Raw genomic sequence first — 19,513 nt, forward strand, 5'->3', positions numbered from 1 at the left:
TTTGGGAGAAGCTTAGGATGAGGAATACAGATGATGAGATTGTATAATTAGGAAGTTATGTGAATAATGACTTTTAAAAGAAGTTTAATACTTAAAATATAATGTTTAACTTCCATATCTATAAAACAATATTTATAAAACATCAGTCGTAATATGGCTTTGATCGAGCTCAGTAAAACCGAGAACCGCAACCCAGTTAATCTTAAATACGCCTGAAACTGAATTAAATACGCTGGCTCATCCTGAAAATAAAAAAGACACCGAAGTGTCTTTTTTATTTCATATCTAAATGCCCGCTAGATTATACAAAACGAATTGGCTGAAACTCTGGTTCAGGAACGTGAGAATCACATTCATCCCCTTCATCTTTATGGCCTTTGTCGATATATCCAGAACGTTCATTTTCAGGCAAATTTTGTACTTCCCAGGCGATGACTGCTTGCATCGAAATTTGACGTTGTTCTTTCGTGAGTACAACACCATTCGGCCATTTACCAATCTCAACTGCTGTTTTTAAACGCGCTACAATATCGGCATCTAAAACAGAAAGCATTTGTTCAATATTCATGGTCAATCCTGTTGTTGAAATGATTCAAAATCTTGGTTCCAACCGAGCTTAGTACGACAAGCCATATAAAAATCATAGCCCGGTGGATGTAGTAACATTAATTTAAAAGGATGTTTGCGAATGTGCAACCAATCCCCTTCATTGAGTGAAACGCTATTTTGACCGTCGGCACTGACCATGGGTAAAACGCGATTTTCACAAATTTGCATTTTAATTTCACTATGTCCACCCACCACAATCGGGCGTGAAGACAAGGTATGTGGATGCATTGGCACTAAAGCGATGGCATCCATACTTGGGTGCAAAATAGGCCCGCCACCCGACAATGCATAAGCTGTAGAACCTGTTGGTGTAGACACAATTAAGCCATCACTATGCTGTCGATATACATATTGACCATCAATATACAGGTCAAACTCAATCATGTGAACAGACTTACCCGAGTGTAAAACCACATCATTTAATGCAATTGCATCATAAATGATTTCATTTTTACTGCGAATTTCCATTTCCAAAAGAAAACGGCGATCCAGTTGAAATTCACCTTTAAGCACTTGATCAAGCTTAAACAATACTTCAGTCGGTTTAATGTCTGTTAAAAAACCAAGTCGGCCACGATTAATCCCAATGACAGGCGTATTGTATTTAACCAATGCACGCGCCGCATGCAATAAAGAACCATCACCACCGACAACAATCACCAAATCGACCACTTCACCCAGCAATGCTCGGCTGACGGTTTGAATATTGGTAAAAGGAACTAACTTTGCGGTTTGGGAATCAAAAACAGGATGTAAACCTAAGCTGATGATGTGATCATGAATCAAACTTAAAGTTTCGACGACAGAAGATTTATCTGGTCGTCCAATGAGTCCAATATTTCGAAAGGTCTTGGCTGATAGTTGCACGTACGCCACGGCTCCTGAAGAATTCTTGCGATATAATAACACTAACATGCTGTTGCTTACTATTTCATGTCAGCGGCAATTTAAAGAATATCAATAGACTTACTCAAGACTTACTCAGTTTAAGTCTAATTTATTCAAACGACGCTATTTGCTACTTTGCAGCATTGATTAGCCTGACTCAAGTAAAAATTTGCAGTTTTTATTCTGTAAATTCACAGTTTTATTATTGCAAAAAAACGAAAAGCTTCGCATCATAATCGAAATAAATCAGGGCTAAGACCTTAATCTATGAAGTTTGAACGTGGTATTGGCTTAATTGCACTCATTTTTTCTGTATTGGTGATTGGAGCATTTGTTGCTTTTAGCATCTATTTGATTAGTATCGACAATGTGATTCGAGATAAGTTTGAAGGGAATCGTTGGGATATTCCGGCAAAAGTTTTCGCGCGTCCTTTGGAGGTCTATGCCAATGCGTCGATTGAGCAAAGCGATTTTCAGAAAGAATTAGCCTTACTGGGTTATAAAAACTCGCAAGATTACAGCAAATCTGGGAACTTCTTAGTCCAAGATAATACAGTCTACGTGCACACCCGAGGTTTCGATTTTGGCAACAGCGTTGAACCAGAGCAAATTTTACAGGTTTCTTTTGCACAAGGCCAAGTATCAGAAATTAAAGCAACCAAACCATCTAATACCGGTATTGCTCGCTTAGAACCGCTGCTGATTGGGGGGATTTATCCTCAGCATAATGAAGATCGCGTACTGATCAAACTGAATAAAGTTCCTAAACCCCTAATTCAAGCCTTAATCGCGACTGAAGATCGTAACTTTTATCACCATCATGGGATTTCTTTGCGTGGTACAGCTCGCGCATTAGTCAGTAATGTGACTGGTGGTAAACGCCAAGGGGGTTCAACCTTAACGCAACAATTGGTCAAGAATTTTTATTTAACTCCCGAACGTACACTCAAACGTAAAGTAAATGAAGCTTTCATGGCCTTGCTGCTCGAACTTCATTACGATAAAGATGAAATTCTTGAGGCATATTTAAACGAAGTCAATCTCGGTCAAAATGGTAATTATTCGATTAATGGCTACGGTTTAGCTTCACAGTTTTACTTTGGTTTGCCGCTTCGCGAATTAAGTATCGCGCAACAAGCCTTTTTGGTTGGACTCGTTCAAGGACCAAGTTTGTATAATCCTTGGCGCAACCCAGAATCTGCGGAAAAGCGTCGTAACATCGTATTAAATAATATGCTGGTGATGGGTTATTTAACTCAAGAACAGTATGAAACCGAATCAGCTAAACCCTTAAATGTCATTAGAAAACCAACGACTGGTCCTGCCCGTTTTCCTGACTTTCTAGATATTGTCCGTCGACAATTAAAATCGGAATATCAAGAGAGTGATTTAACCAATCAAGGATTACGCATTTTCACAACCTTAGATCCAATTGCACAAACCAAAGTTCAAAAAACATTTACAGAAACGGTTTCGCGTTTATCTAAAGCCAATCCAAGCCGCTTAAAAGAATTACAAGGCGCTGTATTAGTTTCACATCCAGAAAATGGTGAACTGGTCGCTGCTGTAGGCTCAACTTCAGATTTTACAGGGTTTAACCGTACTGTTGATGCCAAACGTCAAGTGGGTTCCCTGCTTAAACCTGTGATCTATTTAAGCGCATTAGAGTCGGGTCGTTACAACTGGGCAAGTGGTGTCGAAGATCTGCCCATTAATGTTCCAATTGGTGGTGAAAAATCTTGGACACCTAAAAACTATAGCGGATCGGGTAATGGCTATGTACCGATGGTGCAAGCTTTGGCAAACTCCTATAACCTTGCCGCAGTTCGTTTAGGGCAAGAATTTGGACTGTCCACGTTTAGCAATAACTTAAGTAAATTTGGTGTAACGTCAAACATTCCAAACTACCCTTCAATCTTCCTGGGTGCGGTCGATATGTCACCAATGGAAGTAATGAGTATTTACGGTAACTTTGCTACAGGTGGCTTCAAATATCCGAATAAATCGATACGTGCAGTCGTCGACTCATCAGGCCGCTCTTTAGATCGCTATAGTTTAAATGTCCAACAAACCATAGAACCCTCTTCAGCTTATTTATTGAATTATGGTTTACAACGTGTCATGACATCAGGAACAGGCCGCTCAGCCTATAATAGTCTTGATCAAAGCTTAAATTTAGCAGGTAAGTCTGGTACGACCAACGACACACGCGACTCTTGGTTTGCAGGTTATTCAGGTAACTATTTAACCGTAGTTTGGTTAGGATTAGATGACAACAAAGTGACGGGATTAACAGGGACTTCAGGTGCATTACCTGTATGGACCAATGTGATGAAACAACTTCGTCAAAAACCTGTCAATTTAAGACAAACTGAAAATGTACAATGGCATTGGATTGATACTGCAAGCGGTGAGTTATCTGCACAAGGCTGTGAAGGTGCATTGTATGTACCCTTATTACGCCATACCATTCCTAAACGTGCAACAGCATGCGGTATGCCACATTATCAAGTTGAACCGACTTACAGTCCTGATACGCAAATTAACCCAGATAACGCACCTTCAGAGGATAGTATTGAAAGTTATATTCGTGAAAGCGAAAACGAGATACAGCAAGATTTATCCAATAAGTCGAGCACTCGTATGATTTCAAGTGGCAGTTATCAAAATTAATAATCAATGATCACGCTTGTTAATAAGTGATCAAAATGATTAACGAGTGATCACGACGATTAAAAGGGTATTCGATTAAATTAATGGGAAGAGTTTCTGTAATGATGTTTTATAAATCAGCACTATTCGGTTTGGGTATAATGGCTTTGGTGGGCTGTCAATCGACACCTCCTCTTACGCCCCAACCCAAAAATGATCAGACCAAAGCTGAATCTACTAAGACACCGTCAACACCTGATGGGATAAAAATTACGCCTTATGATCGTCCTGAAATTCAGCGTGAAACAATTGTCATTCCAACCCAGAAGACTGCTCCGCAACAATTCGATGATGGACGCCAGCTTCCAGCATTTAAAGTATTGATGCAGCAAACTCAAAATGCATTTAAACAAGGTCAATGGGATGCAGCTGAGCAAGCAGCAATGCAAGCTCAGCGACTGGCACCACAATCCGCCGAAACTTATATGTATCTTGCAATGATTTCAAATCATAAAAACCAAGCACGCAACGCAGAATCATTGGCACGTCGTGGTTTAAGTTATGCACAGTCGAATACGATGAAACGTCAGCTCTGGCAAATTATTATGAAATCTGCGCAGTCTCAAGGAAATGCAAAAACCATCACTGAAGCTCAGGCTCAAATTAAAAATTTCCAATGAGGCCGTTTAGACTCATTTTGATCTTCCAATGAGCAACTTATAGCTTCTGGCAATTTCGCCTCTTTAAAAATGGCGTATTCCAGCCAAACCGTATGCGCCATGATTAATCGCAAGTTCTAAGTCCGTTGGATTTAAACCACCCAATGCAAACACGGGAATATCGAGATGCTGTGCAAGTTCTTGAAAGCGTTTCCAACCTAAAACTTCTGCATTAGGATGTGTCCGTGTATCTTGAACAGGACTTAGAAATACCGCATCACAACCAATATGCTGTGCATGTTGTAGTGTCTCAATATCATGGCACGACGCAATAAAGATATGCGTAGTTACTAATGAATTTGATGACATACTTAACAGTTGATCGTGTCTTAAATGTACTTTCGTCACCAGCTTTTGCGTATCCGCATTTAGTTTTGACCAAATATCGATGTTAATAATCAATTGATTTAAATGTTCTGCGCTACATGACTCAATCTGTACAATTGAACGTTCAAGTGTCTGATGGCTATATTCGCTCAGGTTGAGCTGTGGCCTGAAATATAAAAATTTCTCGCGATCAAGCTCATGTAGAGGCTTTAATTCTGCTGATATTTTAATGTATTTTGGCCAAATTAATTGACTGATAATACGCTGATTTGCTTTTGGAAAATTTAAATCGGCAAGTTCTGTACGTTCATACAACGTCCATGGGTGTTTTGCCGCTTTCAACTGTTCATCTGAGATAAAACCTTGAAAAAAATGTAAATTCACAAAAATATCTTCATATTCATGTTGGATAACAGTCTTTGCATGCCATTGAGAAATATCAACGCCGACTTCTTCGATAACCTCACGGCGACAGGCCTCTACAGCAGATTCACCTTGTTCTATTTTTCCGCCTGGAAACTCATATTTATTCCCTTGATGTTGCGTTGAATTACGCCAACCCACCAAAATCTTGTTCTTACTTAATAGCAATGCAATCGCGATATTTACAACAGGCTTATTCATCATTTTCAGCTTTTAAAACTATGTCTTATTGTAAGCAAATATAGTTTTTTTATAAATGCTCTAAATTAACGTTGACAGCTCTATTCGATAATGATTATCATTTAAACCGTTCACCACATACCACGGAGTCGAAAATAATGAACGCACCATTTAGCTTATTTACACGCAATAATGAGACACACCAATCTTTACCAATGCTCCACTCAAACAACTTATTTGCTCTAGGGCGTGAGATCAGAATTATGCATGCGGGTGAAGAATATCGCTTGCGCTTAACTCGTAATAATCGACTCATTCTAACCAAATAAAATCTTTTTTAGATTTAACAATAATAATCGTGGAACTAAGCAGTATGAATCCCCTCCATACTGCTTTTTTTAATTTTTAATTTTTAATTTTTAATTTTTAATTTTTAATTTTTAATTTTTAAATTCTTAAATTCTTAAACGAAGTGCATCACAGTTATTATTTAGCTGAATATATTTTGGATTTTTGGAAAGATGTTTTGAATAAAATACTTACCCAACTTAGATGTAAGTGAAATTCAAGTTTCATTGCTTATAATGATCGCTTAAGCATTTAATTTTTATTTTAGATTAGCTGCCTCACTCTAATCTTGATGAGCTAAGACCAGATTCACTTTAAGACCTCCATAATTAGAAGCTGAAAAAGTAATTGTTCCCTGATGGAGTTCTATAATTTTTTTACAAATCGATAATCCCAAACCTGAACCTTGAGTCTTGGTTCCCAGTTCACGATAAAATCGATCACCTAAGCGTACTAGCACTTCAGCGGGCACACCATCTCCTTCATTTTCTATACTCAAATAAATTTGATCTGACTCACTTCTCAAATCAATAAAAACAGACTTATGCGGCTCACTATAACGAATCGCATTATCCAGTAAATTACGTAAGCAACTTAATAATAATTCTTTATTTGCGATCACTTGAACGTCAGTAACATCAAGTTGAAATTGAATCTGCTTCTCCAAATTAAAGGGTTCTAAAGACTTTAAAACCTCTAGAATAAGATCATTAAGTTGAAACTTCACTTTTGGTAATTCTGAAATATTCGAGGGATCAAGCCGTGCAAGTAAAAGTAAATTTTCTAAGATTTGACTTCCCCGGCTGACATCCATCTGAATTTGTTGTAAACCTATTTTTAATGCAGCGTCGGATTCACCATATTTCCGATTCAACACTTGCAAACGCATTTGAATCGCAGACAAAGGTGATCGTAATTCATGTGAAGCATCTGCGGTGAAGCGTTGTTCAGCGACGATAGATTGCTCTAAACGTTTCAACATTTTATTCAGTTGTTGAACCATTGGTTGAAATTCTTTTAATTCAGGTGTCGACTGTTGAATAAGACTTAAATTATTCACATTTTTTTCAGCAATATCTGCAGATAAACGATGAATAGCTTTAAACTGGCGTCGTATTGAAAAGTTGACTATCCCCCACTGTAATAACCATAGAACCATTAATGCGGCAAAATAACCTAAACTCGAATTAGCCAGCTCTTGAAAGCGCACACTCAAGGGCTGATACATGGTTAAACGTTGCTGATCATCTACCACATAAAAACGTCTTAATAATTGCTTGCCATTCCAAGCCACTGAGAAATGTTCATCTATTAGAAAAACAGTTTCTTGAGCTGCGCTAAAAGAATCAAAATCTGTTGTTTCTGTTAGTAGCTGCTGACCTAACTTTAATTGATATTGAATATCGAACTCTTCACTGAGTTCATCAAGTTGAATACCTGAATGCGAGCTAATGTCACTCGACAGCAGCAAGTTTGAAACTTCATCCATAATTTCATCTTGCATTTGCATGGTCTGATAGATCGAAATACCGACCAACAATAATAATGCGATGATTCCTGCTGTAATTGAACTTAACATCGACGACTGAACCAGCTTCCTCTGTAAGGAAACTGGCTTAGATGTTTTGGATACAGAAGTCGCTGACATAGACAAAAACTCAGTTATATTCAGTTATGTTTAGGTAAAATATTTAAAGGGCTCTAAATTGAAAGCTAATTTAAAGCGCCCTAATTTCAAAGCGCATTCACTTTATAGCTTGCTTATTTAAGTGGAATAAATGAACTAAATCAACAATCTTGTTAATTCAATTCGTTAATTTAATTCGTTAATTCCATCAATCCCAATGCTCAAGTTGGTTGATTCATTCGATATCCCAAACCTCGAATAGTCTTAATCAGATCGCTGCCAATTTTTTTGCGTAACTGATAGATATATACCTCAATCGCATTACTTTCGATTTCATCTCCCCAGGCGTATAGCGATTCTTCCAACTGTTCACGGGTAATGACATGCTCAGGCTTATACATCAATTTATATAAAATTTGAAACTCTTTGGCCGTTAAATTTACACTTTGCTGATCTTTCAACACAGTCTTGGCTTGAATATCTAAAATAAGATTTGCATAGTGAATTTGATCTGAAGAGGTACTTTGTTTTTGCCTTAACTGACTTCGAATACGAGCCGAAAGTTCTTCTAAGCTAAATGGCTTGACCAGATAATCATTTGCGCCTAAATCTAAACCTTCAACCCGATCATGGATACTGTCTTTCGCTGTAATAAAAATAACAGGCGTTTCACTTTGTTTTTGTCGAATGACTTTCAGGATCTCATCACCTGTGGCCTGTGGTAAGCCCCGATCCAATAAAACACAGTCATATTGATGCTGTTCTATCGCTAAAATGGCATGATCTCCACGTTCAACCCAGTCGATGTTATAACCATCCATTTCCAACCAAGCCTGAATACTTTCTGCTTGTGAATCATCATCTTCTGCCAACAAAATTCGCATCTTCTTTCTCAATATTCATTTTTAGTTATTTCTACATCATGCCCGAAAATTTAACGTGTTCAAAATAGTGCGAACTATATTTTCATCTACGGATGATAAGTTCCCATAAAAAAGCCACATCAAAAATGATATGGCTTTTCCATTGAGGATCAAAAATTATGCGTTGAGTCTGCAACATTCATTCATGATCTTATATTCCTGATTTTAGACTCATGATTTAATAGTCATGATTTAATAGTCATGAATTAATAATTTGCTGATCTTAAAACTGTACTGCATCAACATCAATTTCGACACGTTTCGCAGGTTTGTAATCAATATCAACTTCACCGATAATTACAACTGGTGTTTTTGCTGAAATTGCTTTGCCCTGCCATAATTCATCGTCAATATCAACGGTGATACTGCCTGTGCTGTCACGGAATTGATATTTCTCATCTCCAGTCGACTTCACGACATAACCTTTTAACTTAACTTTGGTATCATCTTTCAAAGTTAAGGCTTCTTTTACAGTGGTTATCGCAGTCGGTGCAATCGCTGCTTGATTCACTGAAGTTTGATTTGCCACAGTATTTGCCACAGTATTTGCTACTGCAAAAGTTGTAGTAGCGGCTAAAGTTGCTGCGATTAAAGCTTTATTGAATACATTCATTTAGTTTCTCTCTTGTTCGTGCATCATTTCGATGAAGTCATTAAAACAAACCAAGATGAGGTGAATCTTAAGAAAGCATTTTTTTTAAAAAAATTCTTTAAATAACATTTACAGAAATGTCGAATAATGAAACGCTGAAAAAATGATTTAAAATTTTCCACAATAAAACTTTCCCATAAATTAAAAAAACATTGCGTGGCAATAGCTTAATATTTATAGATTATTTTTTATAAATTAATATTTAAAATCCCTTCTCCTTTTGGAGAAGGTTGGGATGAGTGTGTTGTATGAATAACGACTTTTAAAAGAAGTCTATTAAATAAAGCATTTTCCAAAAGCATAAATTGATGATTAAAACTTAAAGCAAAATTTCTACAACTTATTGAGAATGTGTCATTAATTCAAAGGCACTACACGAAGTACCTCTTCCAGAGTAGTCATACCCTCAATGACCTTACGTGCCCCTGCTATACGTAAAGGTTCTATCCCTTCTTTTTTGGCTTGTTCACGTAGATCATTCAAACTGGCATTTGCGCTGATCTTTTGCTTAGACTCTAAAGTGACTGGCATAAACTCATAAATACCCACACGGCCTTTATAACCTGTATGTCGGCATACCTCACAGCCCTTGGCCTGATAAACCTGCTCAGGCATATCAATCAGATAATCAAAGGTTAAATGCTCCCAATCTTGAGGGTTAATCGCCATTTTTTCTTTACAGTTTGGACAAAGTTGACGAACTAAACGTTGTGCAAGCACGCCTAAAATTGTTGCTGCTGTCAGGAAAGGTTGAACACCTAAATCATGTAAGCGAGTCAGACTCGAGGGTGCATCATTGGTATGTAACGTTGAGAGAACCAAATGACCTGTTAATGCCGCCTGAATCGCCATATTGGCCGTGTCTTGGTCTCGAATCTCTCCAACCATGATAATGTCTGGATCTTGACGCATTAGCGCACGTACGCCATCTGCAAAGTTTAAACCAATACCTTGGTTCACCTGCATTTGATTAAAACTGGGCTCCAACATTTCAATTGGATCTTCAATCGTACAAACATTCACCCGCTCTGTCGCCAGTTGCTTCAGAGAAGAATATAAAGTCGTGGTTTTACCTGAGCCTGTTGGGCCTGTCACCAAAATAATCCCGTGACTATTTTCAGTGAGTGCATGCCATTGCGACAAAAGTTTTTCTTCAAAACCCAGCTGCTTAAAACTTCGCACCAATACATCAGGGTCAAAAATACGCATCACTAACTTCTCACCAAAAGCCGTCGGTAATGTTGATAAACGTAATTCTGTATTTTGGCCTTTTGGTGTCCGTGTTTTTAAACGGCCATCTTGCGGTCGACGTTTTTCAGCCACATTCATCCGACCTAAAATTTTTATTCGGGAAATCACGGCCGTGAGCGTATTTGCTGGCATGTTATAAATAGTATGCAAGACGCCATCAATACGAAAACGCACCTTGCCTTTTTCTTCACGAGGTTCAAGATGAATATCACTTGCACCTTGTTCAAAAGCAAACTGAAGCACCCAATCCACCAACTTAACAATATGCTGATCATTGACATCTGGAGCTTGTGTATCCCCAAGCTGTAAAAGTGCTTCAACGCTTTTACGCTGTAATTCATAAGCATTACTTTTTTGAGCTGAATTTACAGCGCGGCTAACCTGATAATATTCAACAATATAGCGTTTAAGTTGTTCTGGACTGAGTAAAACTTTAATGACTTTCTTAGGACTTAAACTTTTTTCTAAATTACGTAACCAGTCCCCCTTAAAAGGCTGATCCGTACCTATCAATATATGATCAGCATTCACCTCTACAGCTAAAATATTATTTTTAACCGCAAACTCTTGAGACATGACATGTGTCAAAGCCGAAACATCAGCTTTTAAAGGATCAATGACATAAAAAGGTAAATTTGCCTTTTGCGCCAACCATTGACATAAACTGGTTAAGGTCAACCGTTTCTCAGAACGCGTTTGATCAACTAAATTAAAATGTGAAATCCATTGCAAAGGATGCCATTTGAGTTGTTCACGTTGGCGATGAGTCGTTTGGACGAGCAGTTTATCGCGTTCCGATACACGTCCATCTTGTAGTAACTCTTCTAAACACCAAGTCGTATCAATTTCAAAGTCAAAATTCATTATTGCAGCCCTAATCCTTCATGTGACTATAACAAATTCTTTTTATAAAAATTACTTTTCAAAACTTCAAAATCAAGAGTAAATAAGTACGCTTAAAAAGAATCAACTAAAATCAACACATTAATTAAATTATGCTAATGCACACTATTAGAAAATCTAAAGATTTGATAAAAATAACTTTTTGAAATATTCAAATGTCTAATAAATTTTTTTAAATATAGGTTAATTATGAAAATAAAAGCGCTTTCTTTGTCAATATTCTCATGCATTTTATTGACAGCATGTGGTGGAAGTAACAATTCGAATTCATCTAATAGCTCAAATTCTACTTCTGCAAATGATCAAACTAACACAAAAATTGCTGATCAAGCCTGGACTTCATTCAACATCCATGGAGATGATTCAAAAGGAAAATTGGATTTTGAAATTGATCAACGAACCATCAAAGACGGTCAATATTACTCAAAAATTGATCAAACATCTGATAATACTGAATATTATAATTTGGGTTTATTTGTCACTGCAGATGGTGGGTATGGTGATGGTCCGATTCATCCTGAGTATGGTGTACAACTTGGTTCTGCTAATGGTTCTAACGAGAAACAAATATTAAGCCCTTACTCACCGGTAGGATCTAAAGGATTTCAAATAACAGTTTATTATAAAACTATAGATATCAGTGGTAAATCCATAAGTGAGAGTATTAATCCTGAAGATATTTTTAAAATTCAAAATAATTTCAGAACAAATAGTATTTCCAAAACATTACTTAACTTTTATGCTAAAAATTCATCAATAAAACTTCCAGAAGGTTCAAAATGTTTGGTATTAACAAAATCTGAAAATAATCAAGGACATCTTGAACTGGATAAATCCTCTAAAGACAAGAAAGAAATTATCGATATTTGGAATACTGAGGCCAGCAAAAATGCCAATGAGACAATAAAGAAATTGTTCAAAGATACAACTGCCTATATTACCGATAAGCCTGATCTGGATAGTGTTATCGCTAAATTTCAAAACAATTTTTATGCTGGATACCAAATCGATAAAGGAATTGATTATCTTTTAACTGAAGAGATCGGAGATATGAAATCCCTTGCTGATCATGAAAACCTTACAGCAGAAGAGAAAAAATTGAAATTAGAGTCAATTGATTTACTCAATACAACATGCACTTATTTTAATGAAACAGCAAGTAAAACGATTCGTGATTCAATCAAAAATATTAAATAAAAGATAATTTTGAAGTACAGGAACTAATTCAGCTCCCGTACTTCAACGTCAAATTCATTCACTTTAAATTTGACATTAAAATCAGCAAATTTCATTCCATAAATACGTTCATCATCATGTTGATATGCAGGTCTCGGATCTAATGCCAGTACTTGTTCCAACTCATTCAAAGTCTGACTGTTCATTTTTCTAGAGTCGAGTAATGCTTTCTTATGATTCAGCGCCTGCTCACTCCATTGCACTTTCTTGGTTTTAGGTTGCTCTTGTGCATAACCACTTTTCGCTTCCTCAATTGCGTCTGAATATTGAATATAGGGTTTAATATCCAGAATTGGTGTGTTATTCAATAAATCACTACCCGTCACATATACACGCACAGATTTTCCAACTTTTTCTACTTTTCTTAATTGCACTACTGACAATCCAATCGGCGCTGGTCGATACATGCTGCGCGTCGCGAAAACGCCTATCTTCTTGTTTCCTCCTAAACGAGGCGGTCTTACTTGAGGACGAAAATTTTCTGATTCATTTTGATTTTTATTGTCATGAAATTGCCAAACTAGCCAAAGATGACTAAATTCTTCAATTCCTTCAAAAGCCAACAGATCATTATAAGGTGCGACCATTTCGATATAAGATTCGACCTGAACCAAATTCGGTTGACGAGGAATTCCAAATTTCTCCATATAAGGAGATCGCATATAACCAATAATTGGCATTTTTACTTCGGTCATAATCACTTTTTCTGATAAGCTCAATTCAATATATTCAGTTTATCGAGAATGATTTTAGATTAGAATACTAAGCTGTTCTAATTTGATAATTTATTGAGACCTTTAATGGCTGCTTTCAACGTCGAAAAGATTACTCACGTACACCACTGGAATGACACATTATTCAGTTTTAAAACCACTCGTGATACTGCATTGCGTTTTAAAAACGGTCAATTTGTGATGATTGGTTTGGAAGTCAATGGTAAACCTTTAATGCGTGCGTATTCAATCGCCAGCGCAAACTATGAAGAAGAGTTAGAATTCTTCTCAATCAAGGTTCCAGATGGTCCATTAACCTCTATTTTACAAAAAGTAAAAGTTGGCGATGACATTCTTGTTTCAAGAAAACCGACTGGTACATTAGTTCTTGATGACTTAAATCCTGGTAAAAATTTATACCTTCTTTCTTCAGGTACTGGCTTAGCTCCATTTTTGTCGACTATTCGTGACCCTGAAACCTATGAGCGTTTTGAAAAAATCATCGTTGTTCACGGCACACGTTTTATTTCAGAATTGGCATATCAAGATCTAATTCTCAATGAACTTCCTAATCACGAATTTTTTGAAGAGCTAGGAATCAAGGATAAGCTGATTTATTATCCAACTGTGACTCGTGAAGATTTTCATACTCAAGGTCGTGTGACTACTGCGATTGAATCAGGTCAATTGTTTGAAAAAATTGGTCTACCTCGTTTCAACCCTGAGACTGACCGTGCAATGCTGTGTGGTAGCCCTGCATTCCTTGATGACGTCGTTGAACTACTCGATCAACATGGTCTTAAAGAATCTCCTAAAATGGGCGTTCTCGGTGATTATGTGATTGAGCGAGCTTTTGTCGAAAAATAATCAGATTTAAAAAACCGAGCAGCATGCTCGGTTTTTTTAGCTTAGATTTACAATTAAATAGATTTATAATTGTTTAGATTTATAATTGTCGAGAATTATAATTCTTTAAATTTAATGAACTTGGGTTGACCAAACTTAACATTATCAAAACCAATAATACCGGTCACTTGTTGCTTAGAATCTATCGGCGAGGTCAAGTCACGGTCAATTAAACCAACCTTGTGTTCCTGCCCTTTAGAATCCACCATGATAATTTGTTCAGCTCGAATATTGATAATTTGCGGGCTAAAGTTTTCAATTGATACTTGAAAATAGTACTTATTATCTTTAGATAAACTGGTATTGTTTGCAGTTAACTTTAAATCTTTATTATTCAATTCATTAGCAATAAGAATTTTATCGCCAAGTATAATTTCTTTATTTTCAATTTCACTTGTATTTTGAATGTCCGTTGGTTTTTCGGGTTGTTTATTACAAGCCATTAATGGCAATACCAACAATGCAATACCAATATACTTTATCATTATTTATTCTCATTATGATTATTAATTAAAAATTTAATTAAACAATACGACAATATAATAAAGTTAAACAACACATACTGTTTAACTAATGTAATCTATAAAATATATAAATTCCCTTTTTGATGAGTTTTAATGAATGATTCCAAGCCATCTATTAGATCCCTTTCATAAGTCAAAAAATGATCATTGAGTGGCCGTAAATTGATAGGTAAAAAATCCCTTCTCCCTTTGGGAGAAGGTTAGGATAAGGGAATACAAATTATGAGTGTATTGTGTGAATAATGACTAATGTTAGAAGTCTATTAAAAGCCAATTTTTTAATAATAATTGGCTTTTAATGAATGACTTTTTTTCATTACTTATGCTTTGCTGCCATTTGAGCAGTTTGTACTGCAGGTGAGACTTTAAAATAAGCCAGTGCTTGCTCTGTATTTCCTTCTGACTCAGGATGGAAATTAGGCGAGATCCAACGCATCACTGATTTTGCCAAGAACGTGAAAGTAGGAACATTACCCGTACGCTTTCCAGTACGCTGCAATTCCCAGAGTAATTTGAATACATTGGCTTTTGCCATTTTTTGCATTTCTTCAAGACTATCTTGACGCGCCAAACTGCGCCCTATATCAACCATTAGATACATAAATACAGGGAAAACGCCGGCCATTAAAATTTGACGTGAGATATAAAATCCGAGTTTATTTTGTAGTAAATGATGGAATAGGTCAAAAGCAACATTTCTATGTTCTACTTCCTCAGCCAAATGCCATCTAAATAAATCACTCATTTCAGGATCTGCATTCTGCTTATCCCAATTGTCACTGTGATCAAGCGTCCATTGTCCAATAACACCCGTAAAATGCTCAATCGCAGCAATAATGCCAACGCGAGTAATTAACCAATATGACTCAATCAGCTTATTTTTGAATATCGACAAACCAAAAGGTTGATCTGCAAGCAATTGACCGAAAATAGCTTCGGCTGTATTTAATCCATTCTCCAACGCATAGTTATTGGCTTCCATAAACTTCTGGCCCACGATGTGCGCACGCGCATGAATCGCTTCTTGCTTTATAAATGCTTTTACATCTTGTTTTAATTCATCATCTTGAATTAATGGCAGTGCTTTATTAAACACGCGACAAAACCAAAACTCCCCTGCTGGAAGTAATAAATTAATTGCATTGTAAGTATGTGAGGAAAAAGGATCGTTCGGAATCCAATGAATAGATGCTTCTGAAAAATTAAAAGCAACAGGACGAGGCGTTATTTTATGCGTTTCATTATATGACTCAGTCTTCATTTTATTTATCTTATGTGACTTATTAAAAATTATCATAAACAAATATTTATATATTGACAATTGGCTCAATTTCAATCAAACCTGTTGATTATGTCAACCTAGATAAAACTATAGAAATCCATTAAAAAGATTAAATATCTCCTTAAAAAATAAAGGAAAAAAAGGAACTAAGGATGTTAGCGTCCTCAGTTCCTATAAAATGAAATTTCAAATAATTCTTAAACAAAGTGATGTTTAACTAAAATGATCCTGGAATAAATGTATCTTGAAATAACTTGATCATCAGCTAAAGTATTGAGTCTGTACATAAATCAAATAATGCACAGACTCGTTTTATTAACGATCTTCTTTTTGAATTCAATGAGGATCGTATCGCTTTTTTACTGCCCAGAACGAATCATATAATCAAATGCTGATAATGACGCCTTCGCACCTTCACCCGTAGCGATAATGATTTGCTTGTAAGGAACAGTGGTACAGTCACCCGCAGCAAATACACCTTTCACATTGGTTTCGTTACGATCATTGATGATGATCTCACCACGGTTTGATAATTCAACCTTTGATGATTTTAAGAAATCTGTGTTGGGTAATAAACCAATTTGCACAAAGATCCCTGCCAATTCAACTGTTTTAATTTCATCTGTTACACGGTCTTTGTATTTCAATGCAGTCACTTGTGAACCATCACCAACCACTTCAGTTGAAAGTGCATTCATAATCACCGTGGTGTTTGGCAAACTATTCAATTTGTCTTGTAGCACTTGGTCAGCACGGAGTTTGGTATCAAACTCAACCAAAGTTACATGCTCAACAATACCCGCCAGATCAATTGCCGCTTCTACACCAGAGTTACCACCCCCAATCACTGCAACACGTTTGCCTTTGAACAGTGGACCATCACAGTGTGGGCAGTAAGCCACACCACGGGTTTTATATTCTTTCTCACCCGGTACATTCATTTCTCTCCAACGTGCACCTGTCGATAAGATGATCGTTTTAGATTCAAGTTTGGCACCATTTTCTAAAGTCACTTCAACCAAACCATTGCTGGTTTCGTCTGCACCTTTAATAGCAGACACCCGTTGTAAGTTCATGATGTCCACACCATACTCACGCACATGTGCTTCCATTTCAGCAGCGAACTTAGGACCTTGGGTCTTTTGTACCGAAGTAAAGTTTTCAATATCCATGGTATCCATCACTTGTCCGCCCATGCGTTCAGCAACGATACCTGTTTTGATGCCTTTACGTGCTGCATAGATTGCTGAAGTATTCCCCGCTGGCCCACCACCAATCACCAGCACATCAAAAGCCGCTTTGGCATTTAATTTGATGGCATCTTTTTCAGCAGCGCCGGTGTCTAATTTCGCGATGATTTCTTCCAAAGTCATACGACCTTGACCGATATGTTCATCGTTTTGAAATAACATCGGTACAGCCATAATTTTACGTTCTTCAACTTCTTCTTGGAAGAATGCACCATCAATCATGGTTGCTGTTGTACCAGGGTTATTAATCGCAATTAAGTTCAGTGCTTGAACCACATCTGGACAGTTGTGACAGCTAAGCGATACGAAGACATCAAAATCAGCTTTGACGTTGAGATCTTTAATTTGCGCCAATACTTCATCAGACACTTTTGGTGCATAACCAGACACTTGTAACAAAGCAAGGATTAAAGATGTGAACTCATGTCCCATCGGTAGACCTGCAAAGTGAACTCGAGGTTGTTCTCCAACTTTCGCAATACCAAAGCTTGGTGCACGTTTATGCTGACCATCAAAACGAGCGGTCACTTGATCAGAAAGAGCGGCAACTTCGCTCACCAATTCTTTAATTTTGTCAGATTTATCAGATCCATTTAGTGAAGCCACGATTTCGATTGGGCTTTCAAGACGTTCAAGAAGTGTTTTTAATTGCGCAGAAGTATTTTGATCTAACATGACTAACGTCTCCAAAGGAGTCAATATTTATTGAATGAGGCTATCTTATGTGAAAAGACAAGATAGTTAAAACAGTTTGTTTTTATTGTTATCATCGGAAAAATGGATTCAAGGCATGATTTAGCTGAAATAATGCCTTGAATGATATCCTACATTTTGAGTTCTATTACTAGGTAGTATTCGCTTCTATCAATTTAATAAGATTTAAAAAATCTGTTGCATTAAAATACTTTAAGCTAAAAATTAAAAATGGCTAATGTTTCATAAAAAATGATGAGTTTTAGCGAAGAACTTCAGAGACTTCGCAATGATGTCAGCTAACTGACTAATTCTAGTGCTATGAAATCTTCAAAAAAGTAGCTATCGCAATAAGCTTTTATTTAAATCAATCTCATCAAAAAAGATTTAAGCTTTCATCTATTTAAATCATTAGATAAAGATTCAAGAGCGTTTATTCAGATTTATCACGACATACATTAAAACGAGGTTAATTGAAACTTTGCTCAATCTTGAGTGCACGGCGTTTCAATCGAATCGATAAAATGAATAATACGATACTCAAAAATAGACTGAAGAGTGCCAGAGCGATAAAAATAATACGAATTACATCAGATGTTTGATTTGCTTTTTGCACTTTAGAATCAATATTTTGTGCAATTGGAGAGACTGAATGCCCATAAACTTGATGCTGCATCACCCAGAGTTGCTCGGGTTTAAATGCATACTCAATAAAGTTTTTTTGCAACCGCTCAGCTTGAATCAATTGCGCAACATAAGCTGTAGCAACGTCCTTATCAATTGGCTTGTGCAGTAACGCTGTCTGTGCCAGTACGTAGGCTTTAACAGTGGAGTTGGTCTCTGTCTCATTTAATAACTTCGCAATCTGACTCTGTTGAATAGACTGATCATACTGCACCAAATAATGCTGCTGTTCATGATCATCATCTCGTAAATCATATTGCACATAGGTTAGACCCGACCAAATCACGATAACAGCAATCAACCAAGCGACAAACTTCAATACAAACGATTGGAACCGTGTATAAAAAAAGCGGATCTTTTTTAATATCCAGATTGCAAAAAAAGCACCCGTAAAAGACAGTATTACTTTCAGTATTAACCAGCCAAACCATGCGATTAAATTAAAAAAATAATCTGGTTGATTATTAAAATCAGTAATCGCGGAATCTACTGTATAAGGTAAGTGCAACTGCTCCACGACCTGCGTTAGACCAAAAAAGCTGTAAACGAAATCTTGCTGTACAAATATTGAAATTGTACTTAAAACAAACAACAGCGAGGCTCCCCCACTGAGCAAACTGATCTTGCTTTGGCGTTTTTTTAATACAGTCAAACCTGATGAAATTTGCGTTGCTTGAACAAGATGATCATCTTTAGCCGTCAACAGTGAATCCTCTTTGGTCT

At 36.7% G+C, this 19,513-nt stretch carries 17 protein-coding genes; 5 read left to right on the plus strand and 12 right to left on the minus strand.

Features of this window, described 5'->3' with window-relative positions:
- Positions 1 to 301 precede the first annotated feature (301 nt).
- Complete coding sequence (locus V5M36_RS10075; RefSeq protein ID WP_338558549.1) at positions 302 to 568, minus strand: YeaC family protein; 267 nt, start codon at positions 566 to 568, stop codon at positions 302 to 304.
- A gap of 2 nt (positions 569 to 570) precedes the next feature.
- Entirely contained in the window at positions 571 to 1,476 is a 906-nt protein-coding gene (locus V5M36_RS10080) for an NAD(+) kinase (RefSeq protein WP_338558551.1), read from the minus strand.
- Between the two features lie 288 nt (positions 1,477 to 1,764).
- Here V5M36_RS10080 and mrcB point away from each other — a divergent pair, with 288 nt between their 5' ends.
- Both mrcB and V5M36_RS10090 read left to right on the plus strand, forming a co-directional pair.
- On the plus strand, positions 1,765 to 4,170 hold the full coding sequence (mrcB, locus tag V5M36_RS10085; RefSeq protein WP_338558554.1) for a penicillin-binding protein 1B: 2,406 nt from the start codon (positions 1,765 to 1,767) through the stop codon (positions 4,168 to 4,170).
- Positions 4,171 to 4,274: 104 nt separating this feature from the next.
- A complete protein-coding gene (locus V5M36_RS10090; RefSeq protein WP_338564147.1) occupies positions 4,275 to 4,829 on the plus strand; it encodes a tetratricopeptide repeat protein in 555 nt (184 codons plus the stop codon).
- Positions 4,830 to 4,892: 63 nt separating this feature from the next.
- Here V5M36_RS10090 and V5M36_RS10095 read toward each other — a convergent pair whose 3' ends face one another.
- Positions 4,893 to 5,819: a thiamine phosphate synthase gene (locus tag V5M36_RS10095; RefSeq protein WP_338558557.1), complete on the minus strand. Its 927-nt coding sequence runs from the start codon at positions 5,817 to 5,819 to the stop codon at positions 4,893 to 4,895.
- A gap of 137 nt (positions 5,820 to 5,956) precedes the next feature.
- On the opposite strand from V5M36_RS10095, the gene hemP reads away from it, so the two are divergent.
- Positions 5,957 to 6,127, plus strand: a complete 171-nt coding sequence (gene hemP / locus V5M36_RS10100; RefSeq protein ID WP_338558560.1) for a hemin uptake protein HemP — start codon at positions 5,957 to 5,959, stop codon at positions 6,125 to 6,127.
- Positions 6,128 to 6,429: 302 nt separating this feature from the next.
- On the opposite strand, the gene V5M36_RS10105 is transcribed toward hemP, so the two are convergent.
- From V5M36_RS10105 to V5M36_RS10120, 4 genes are all read right to left on the minus strand, one after another.
- The gene (locus V5M36_RS10105; RefSeq protein WP_338558563.1) at positions 6,430 to 7,725 is read right to left on the minus strand and encodes a sensor histidine kinase; all 1,296 of its coding nucleotides are present in this window, start codon (positions 7,723 to 7,725) and stop codon (positions 6,430 to 6,432) included.
- 269 nt (positions 7,726 to 7,994) lie between these two features.
- A complete protein-coding gene (locus tag V5M36_RS10110; RefSeq protein WP_338558565.1) occupies positions 7,995 to 8,657 on the minus strand; it encodes a response regulator transcription factor in 663 nt (220 codons plus the stop codon).
- Positions 8,658 to 8,919: 262 nt separating this feature from the next.
- Positions 8,920 to 9,309, minus strand: coding sequence for a NirD/YgiW/YdeI family stress tolerance protein (locus V5M36_RS10115; protein ID WP_338558567.1), 390 nt, complete (start codon positions 9,307 to 9,309; stop codon positions 8,920 to 8,922).
- Between the two features lie 396 nt (positions 9,310 to 9,705).
- Positions 9,706 to 11,463: a GspE/PulE family protein gene (locus tag V5M36_RS10120; RefSeq protein ID WP_338558569.1), complete on the minus strand. Its 1,758-nt coding sequence runs from the start codon at positions 11,461 to 11,463 to the stop codon at positions 9,706 to 9,708.
- A 228-nt stretch (positions 11,464 to 11,691) separates the two neighbouring features.
- Here V5M36_RS10120 and V5M36_RS10125 point away from each other — a divergent pair, with 228 nt between their 5' ends.
- Positions 11,692 to 12,699 carry a hypothetical protein gene (locus V5M36_RS10125; RefSeq protein WP_338558572.1) on the plus strand — a complete coding sequence of 336 codons (1,008 nt, stop codon included), beginning with the start codon at positions 11,692 to 11,694 and terminating at the stop codon, positions 12,697 to 12,699.
- Positions 12,700 to 12,722: 23 nt separating this feature from the next.
- On the opposite strand, the gene tsaA is transcribed toward V5M36_RS10125, so the two are convergent.
- The gene (gene tsaA, locus V5M36_RS10130) at positions 12,723 to 13,433 is read right to left on the minus strand and encodes a tRNA (N6-threonylcarbamoyladenosine(37)-N6)-methyltransferase TrmO (protein ID WP_338558575.1); all 711 of its coding nucleotides are present in this window, start codon (positions 13,431 to 13,433) and stop codon (positions 12,723 to 12,725) included.
- Positions 13,434 to 13,538: 105 nt separating this feature from the next.
- On the opposite strand from tsaA, the gene V5M36_RS10135 reads away from it, so the two are divergent.
- Positions 13,539 to 14,318: a ferredoxin--NADP reductase gene (locus V5M36_RS10135; protein ID WP_338558577.1), complete on the plus strand. Its 780-nt coding sequence runs from the start codon at positions 13,539 to 13,541 to the stop codon at positions 14,316 to 14,318.
- A gap of 95 nt (positions 14,319 to 14,413) precedes the next feature.
- Here the strand turns inward: V5M36_RS10135 and V5M36_RS10140 are convergent, their stop codons facing one another.
- The 4 genes from V5M36_RS10140 to V5M36_RS10155 form a co-directional block, all read right to left on the minus strand.
- The gene (locus V5M36_RS10140) at positions 14,414 to 14,842 is read right to left on the minus strand and encodes a hypothetical protein (protein ID WP_338558579.1); all 429 of its coding nucleotides are present in this window, start codon (positions 14,840 to 14,842) and stop codon (positions 14,414 to 14,416) included.
- 355 nt (positions 14,843 to 15,197) lie between these two features.
- Positions 15,198 to 16,142 carry a metal-dependent hydrolase gene (locus tag V5M36_RS10145; protein ID WP_338558581.1) on the minus strand — a complete coding sequence of 315 codons (945 nt, stop codon included), beginning with the start codon at positions 16,140 to 16,142 and terminating at the stop codon, positions 15,198 to 15,200.
- A 380-nt stretch (positions 16,143 to 16,522) separates the two neighbouring features.
- Positions 16,523 to 18,088, minus strand: a complete 1,566-nt coding sequence (ahpF, locus tag V5M36_RS10150) for an alkyl hydroperoxide reductase subunit F (protein WP_338558583.1) — start codon at positions 18,086 to 18,088, stop codon at positions 16,523 to 16,525.
- A 487-nt stretch (positions 18,089 to 18,575) separates the two neighbouring features.
- Complete coding sequence (locus tag V5M36_RS10155; RefSeq protein ID WP_338558586.1) at positions 18,576 to 19,493, minus strand: hypothetical protein; 918 nt, start codon at positions 19,491 to 19,493, stop codon at positions 18,576 to 18,578.
- Between the last annotated feature and the right edge of the window lie 20 nt (positions 19,494 to 19,513).

This window comes from Acinetobacter sp. KS-LM10 (genome assembly GCF_036896575.1).
In the GTDB taxonomy this organism is placed as follows: Bacteria; Pseudomonadota; Gammaproteobacteria; order Pseudomonadales; family Moraxellaceae; genus Acinetobacter; species Acinetobacter avistercoris.

What these genes read in the sequence shown, in the direction of transcription:
- V5M36_RS10075 (WP_338558549.1), bottom strand. Translation starts at nt 568, where the DNA reads ATGAATATTGAACAAATGCTTTCTGTTTTAGATGCCGATATTGTAGCG.
- V5M36_RS10090 (WP_338564147.1), top strand. Translation starts at nt 4,275, where the DNA reads ATGTTTTATAAATCAGCACTATTCGGTTTGGGTATAATGGCTTTGGTG.
- mrcB (WP_338558554.1), top strand. Translation starts at nt 1,765, where the DNA reads ATGAAGTTTGAACGTGGTATTGGCTTAATTGCACTCATTTTTTCTGTA.
- V5M36_RS10140 (WP_338558579.1), bottom strand. Translation starts at nt 14,842, where the DNA reads ATGATAAAGTATATTGGTATTGCATTGTTGGTATTGCCATTAATGGCT.
- V5M36_RS10110 (WP_338558565.1), bottom strand. Translation starts at nt 8,657, where the DNA reads ATGCGAATTTTGTTGGCAGAAGATGATGATTCACAAGCAGAAAGTATT.
- ahpF (WP_338558583.1), bottom strand. Translation starts at nt 18,088, where the DNA reads ATGTTAGATCAAAATACTTCTGCGCAATTAAAAACACTTCTTGAACGT.
- V5M36_RS10125 (WP_338558572.1), top strand. Translation starts at nt 11,692, where the DNA reads ATGAAAATAAAAGCGCTTTCTTTGTCAATATTCTCATGCATTTTATTG.
- V5M36_RS10105 (WP_338558563.1), bottom strand. Translation starts at nt 7,725, where the DNA reads ATGTTAAGTTCAATTACAGCAGGAATCATCGCATTATTATTGTTGGTC.
- V5M36_RS10095 (WP_338558557.1), bottom strand. Translation starts at nt 5,819, where the DNA reads ATGAATAAGCCTGTTGTAAATATCGCGATTGCATTGCTATTAAGTAAG.
- V5M36_RS10120 (WP_338558569.1), bottom strand. Translation starts at nt 11,463, where the DNA reads ATGAATTTTGACTTTGAAATTGATACGACTTGGTGTTTAGAAGAGTTA.
- V5M36_RS10145 (WP_338558581.1), bottom strand. Translation starts at nt 16,142, where the DNA reads ATGAAGACTGAGTCATATAATGAAACGCATAAAATAACGCCTCGTCCT.
- tsaA (WP_338558575.1), bottom strand. Translation starts at nt 13,433, where the DNA reads ATGACCGAAGTAAAAATGCCAATTATTGGTTATATGCGATCTCCTTAT.
- V5M36_RS10135 (WP_338558577.1), top strand. Translation starts at nt 13,539, where the DNA reads ATGGCTGCTTTCAACGTCGAAAAGATTACTCACGTACACCACTGGAAT.
- V5M36_RS10115 (WP_338558567.1), bottom strand. Translation starts at nt 9,309, where the DNA reads ATGAATGTATTCAATAAAGCTTTAATCGCAGCAACTTTAGCCGCTACT.
- hemP (WP_338558560.1), top strand. Translation starts at nt 5,957, where the DNA reads ATGAACGCACCATTTAGCTTATTTACACGCAATAATGAGACACACCAA.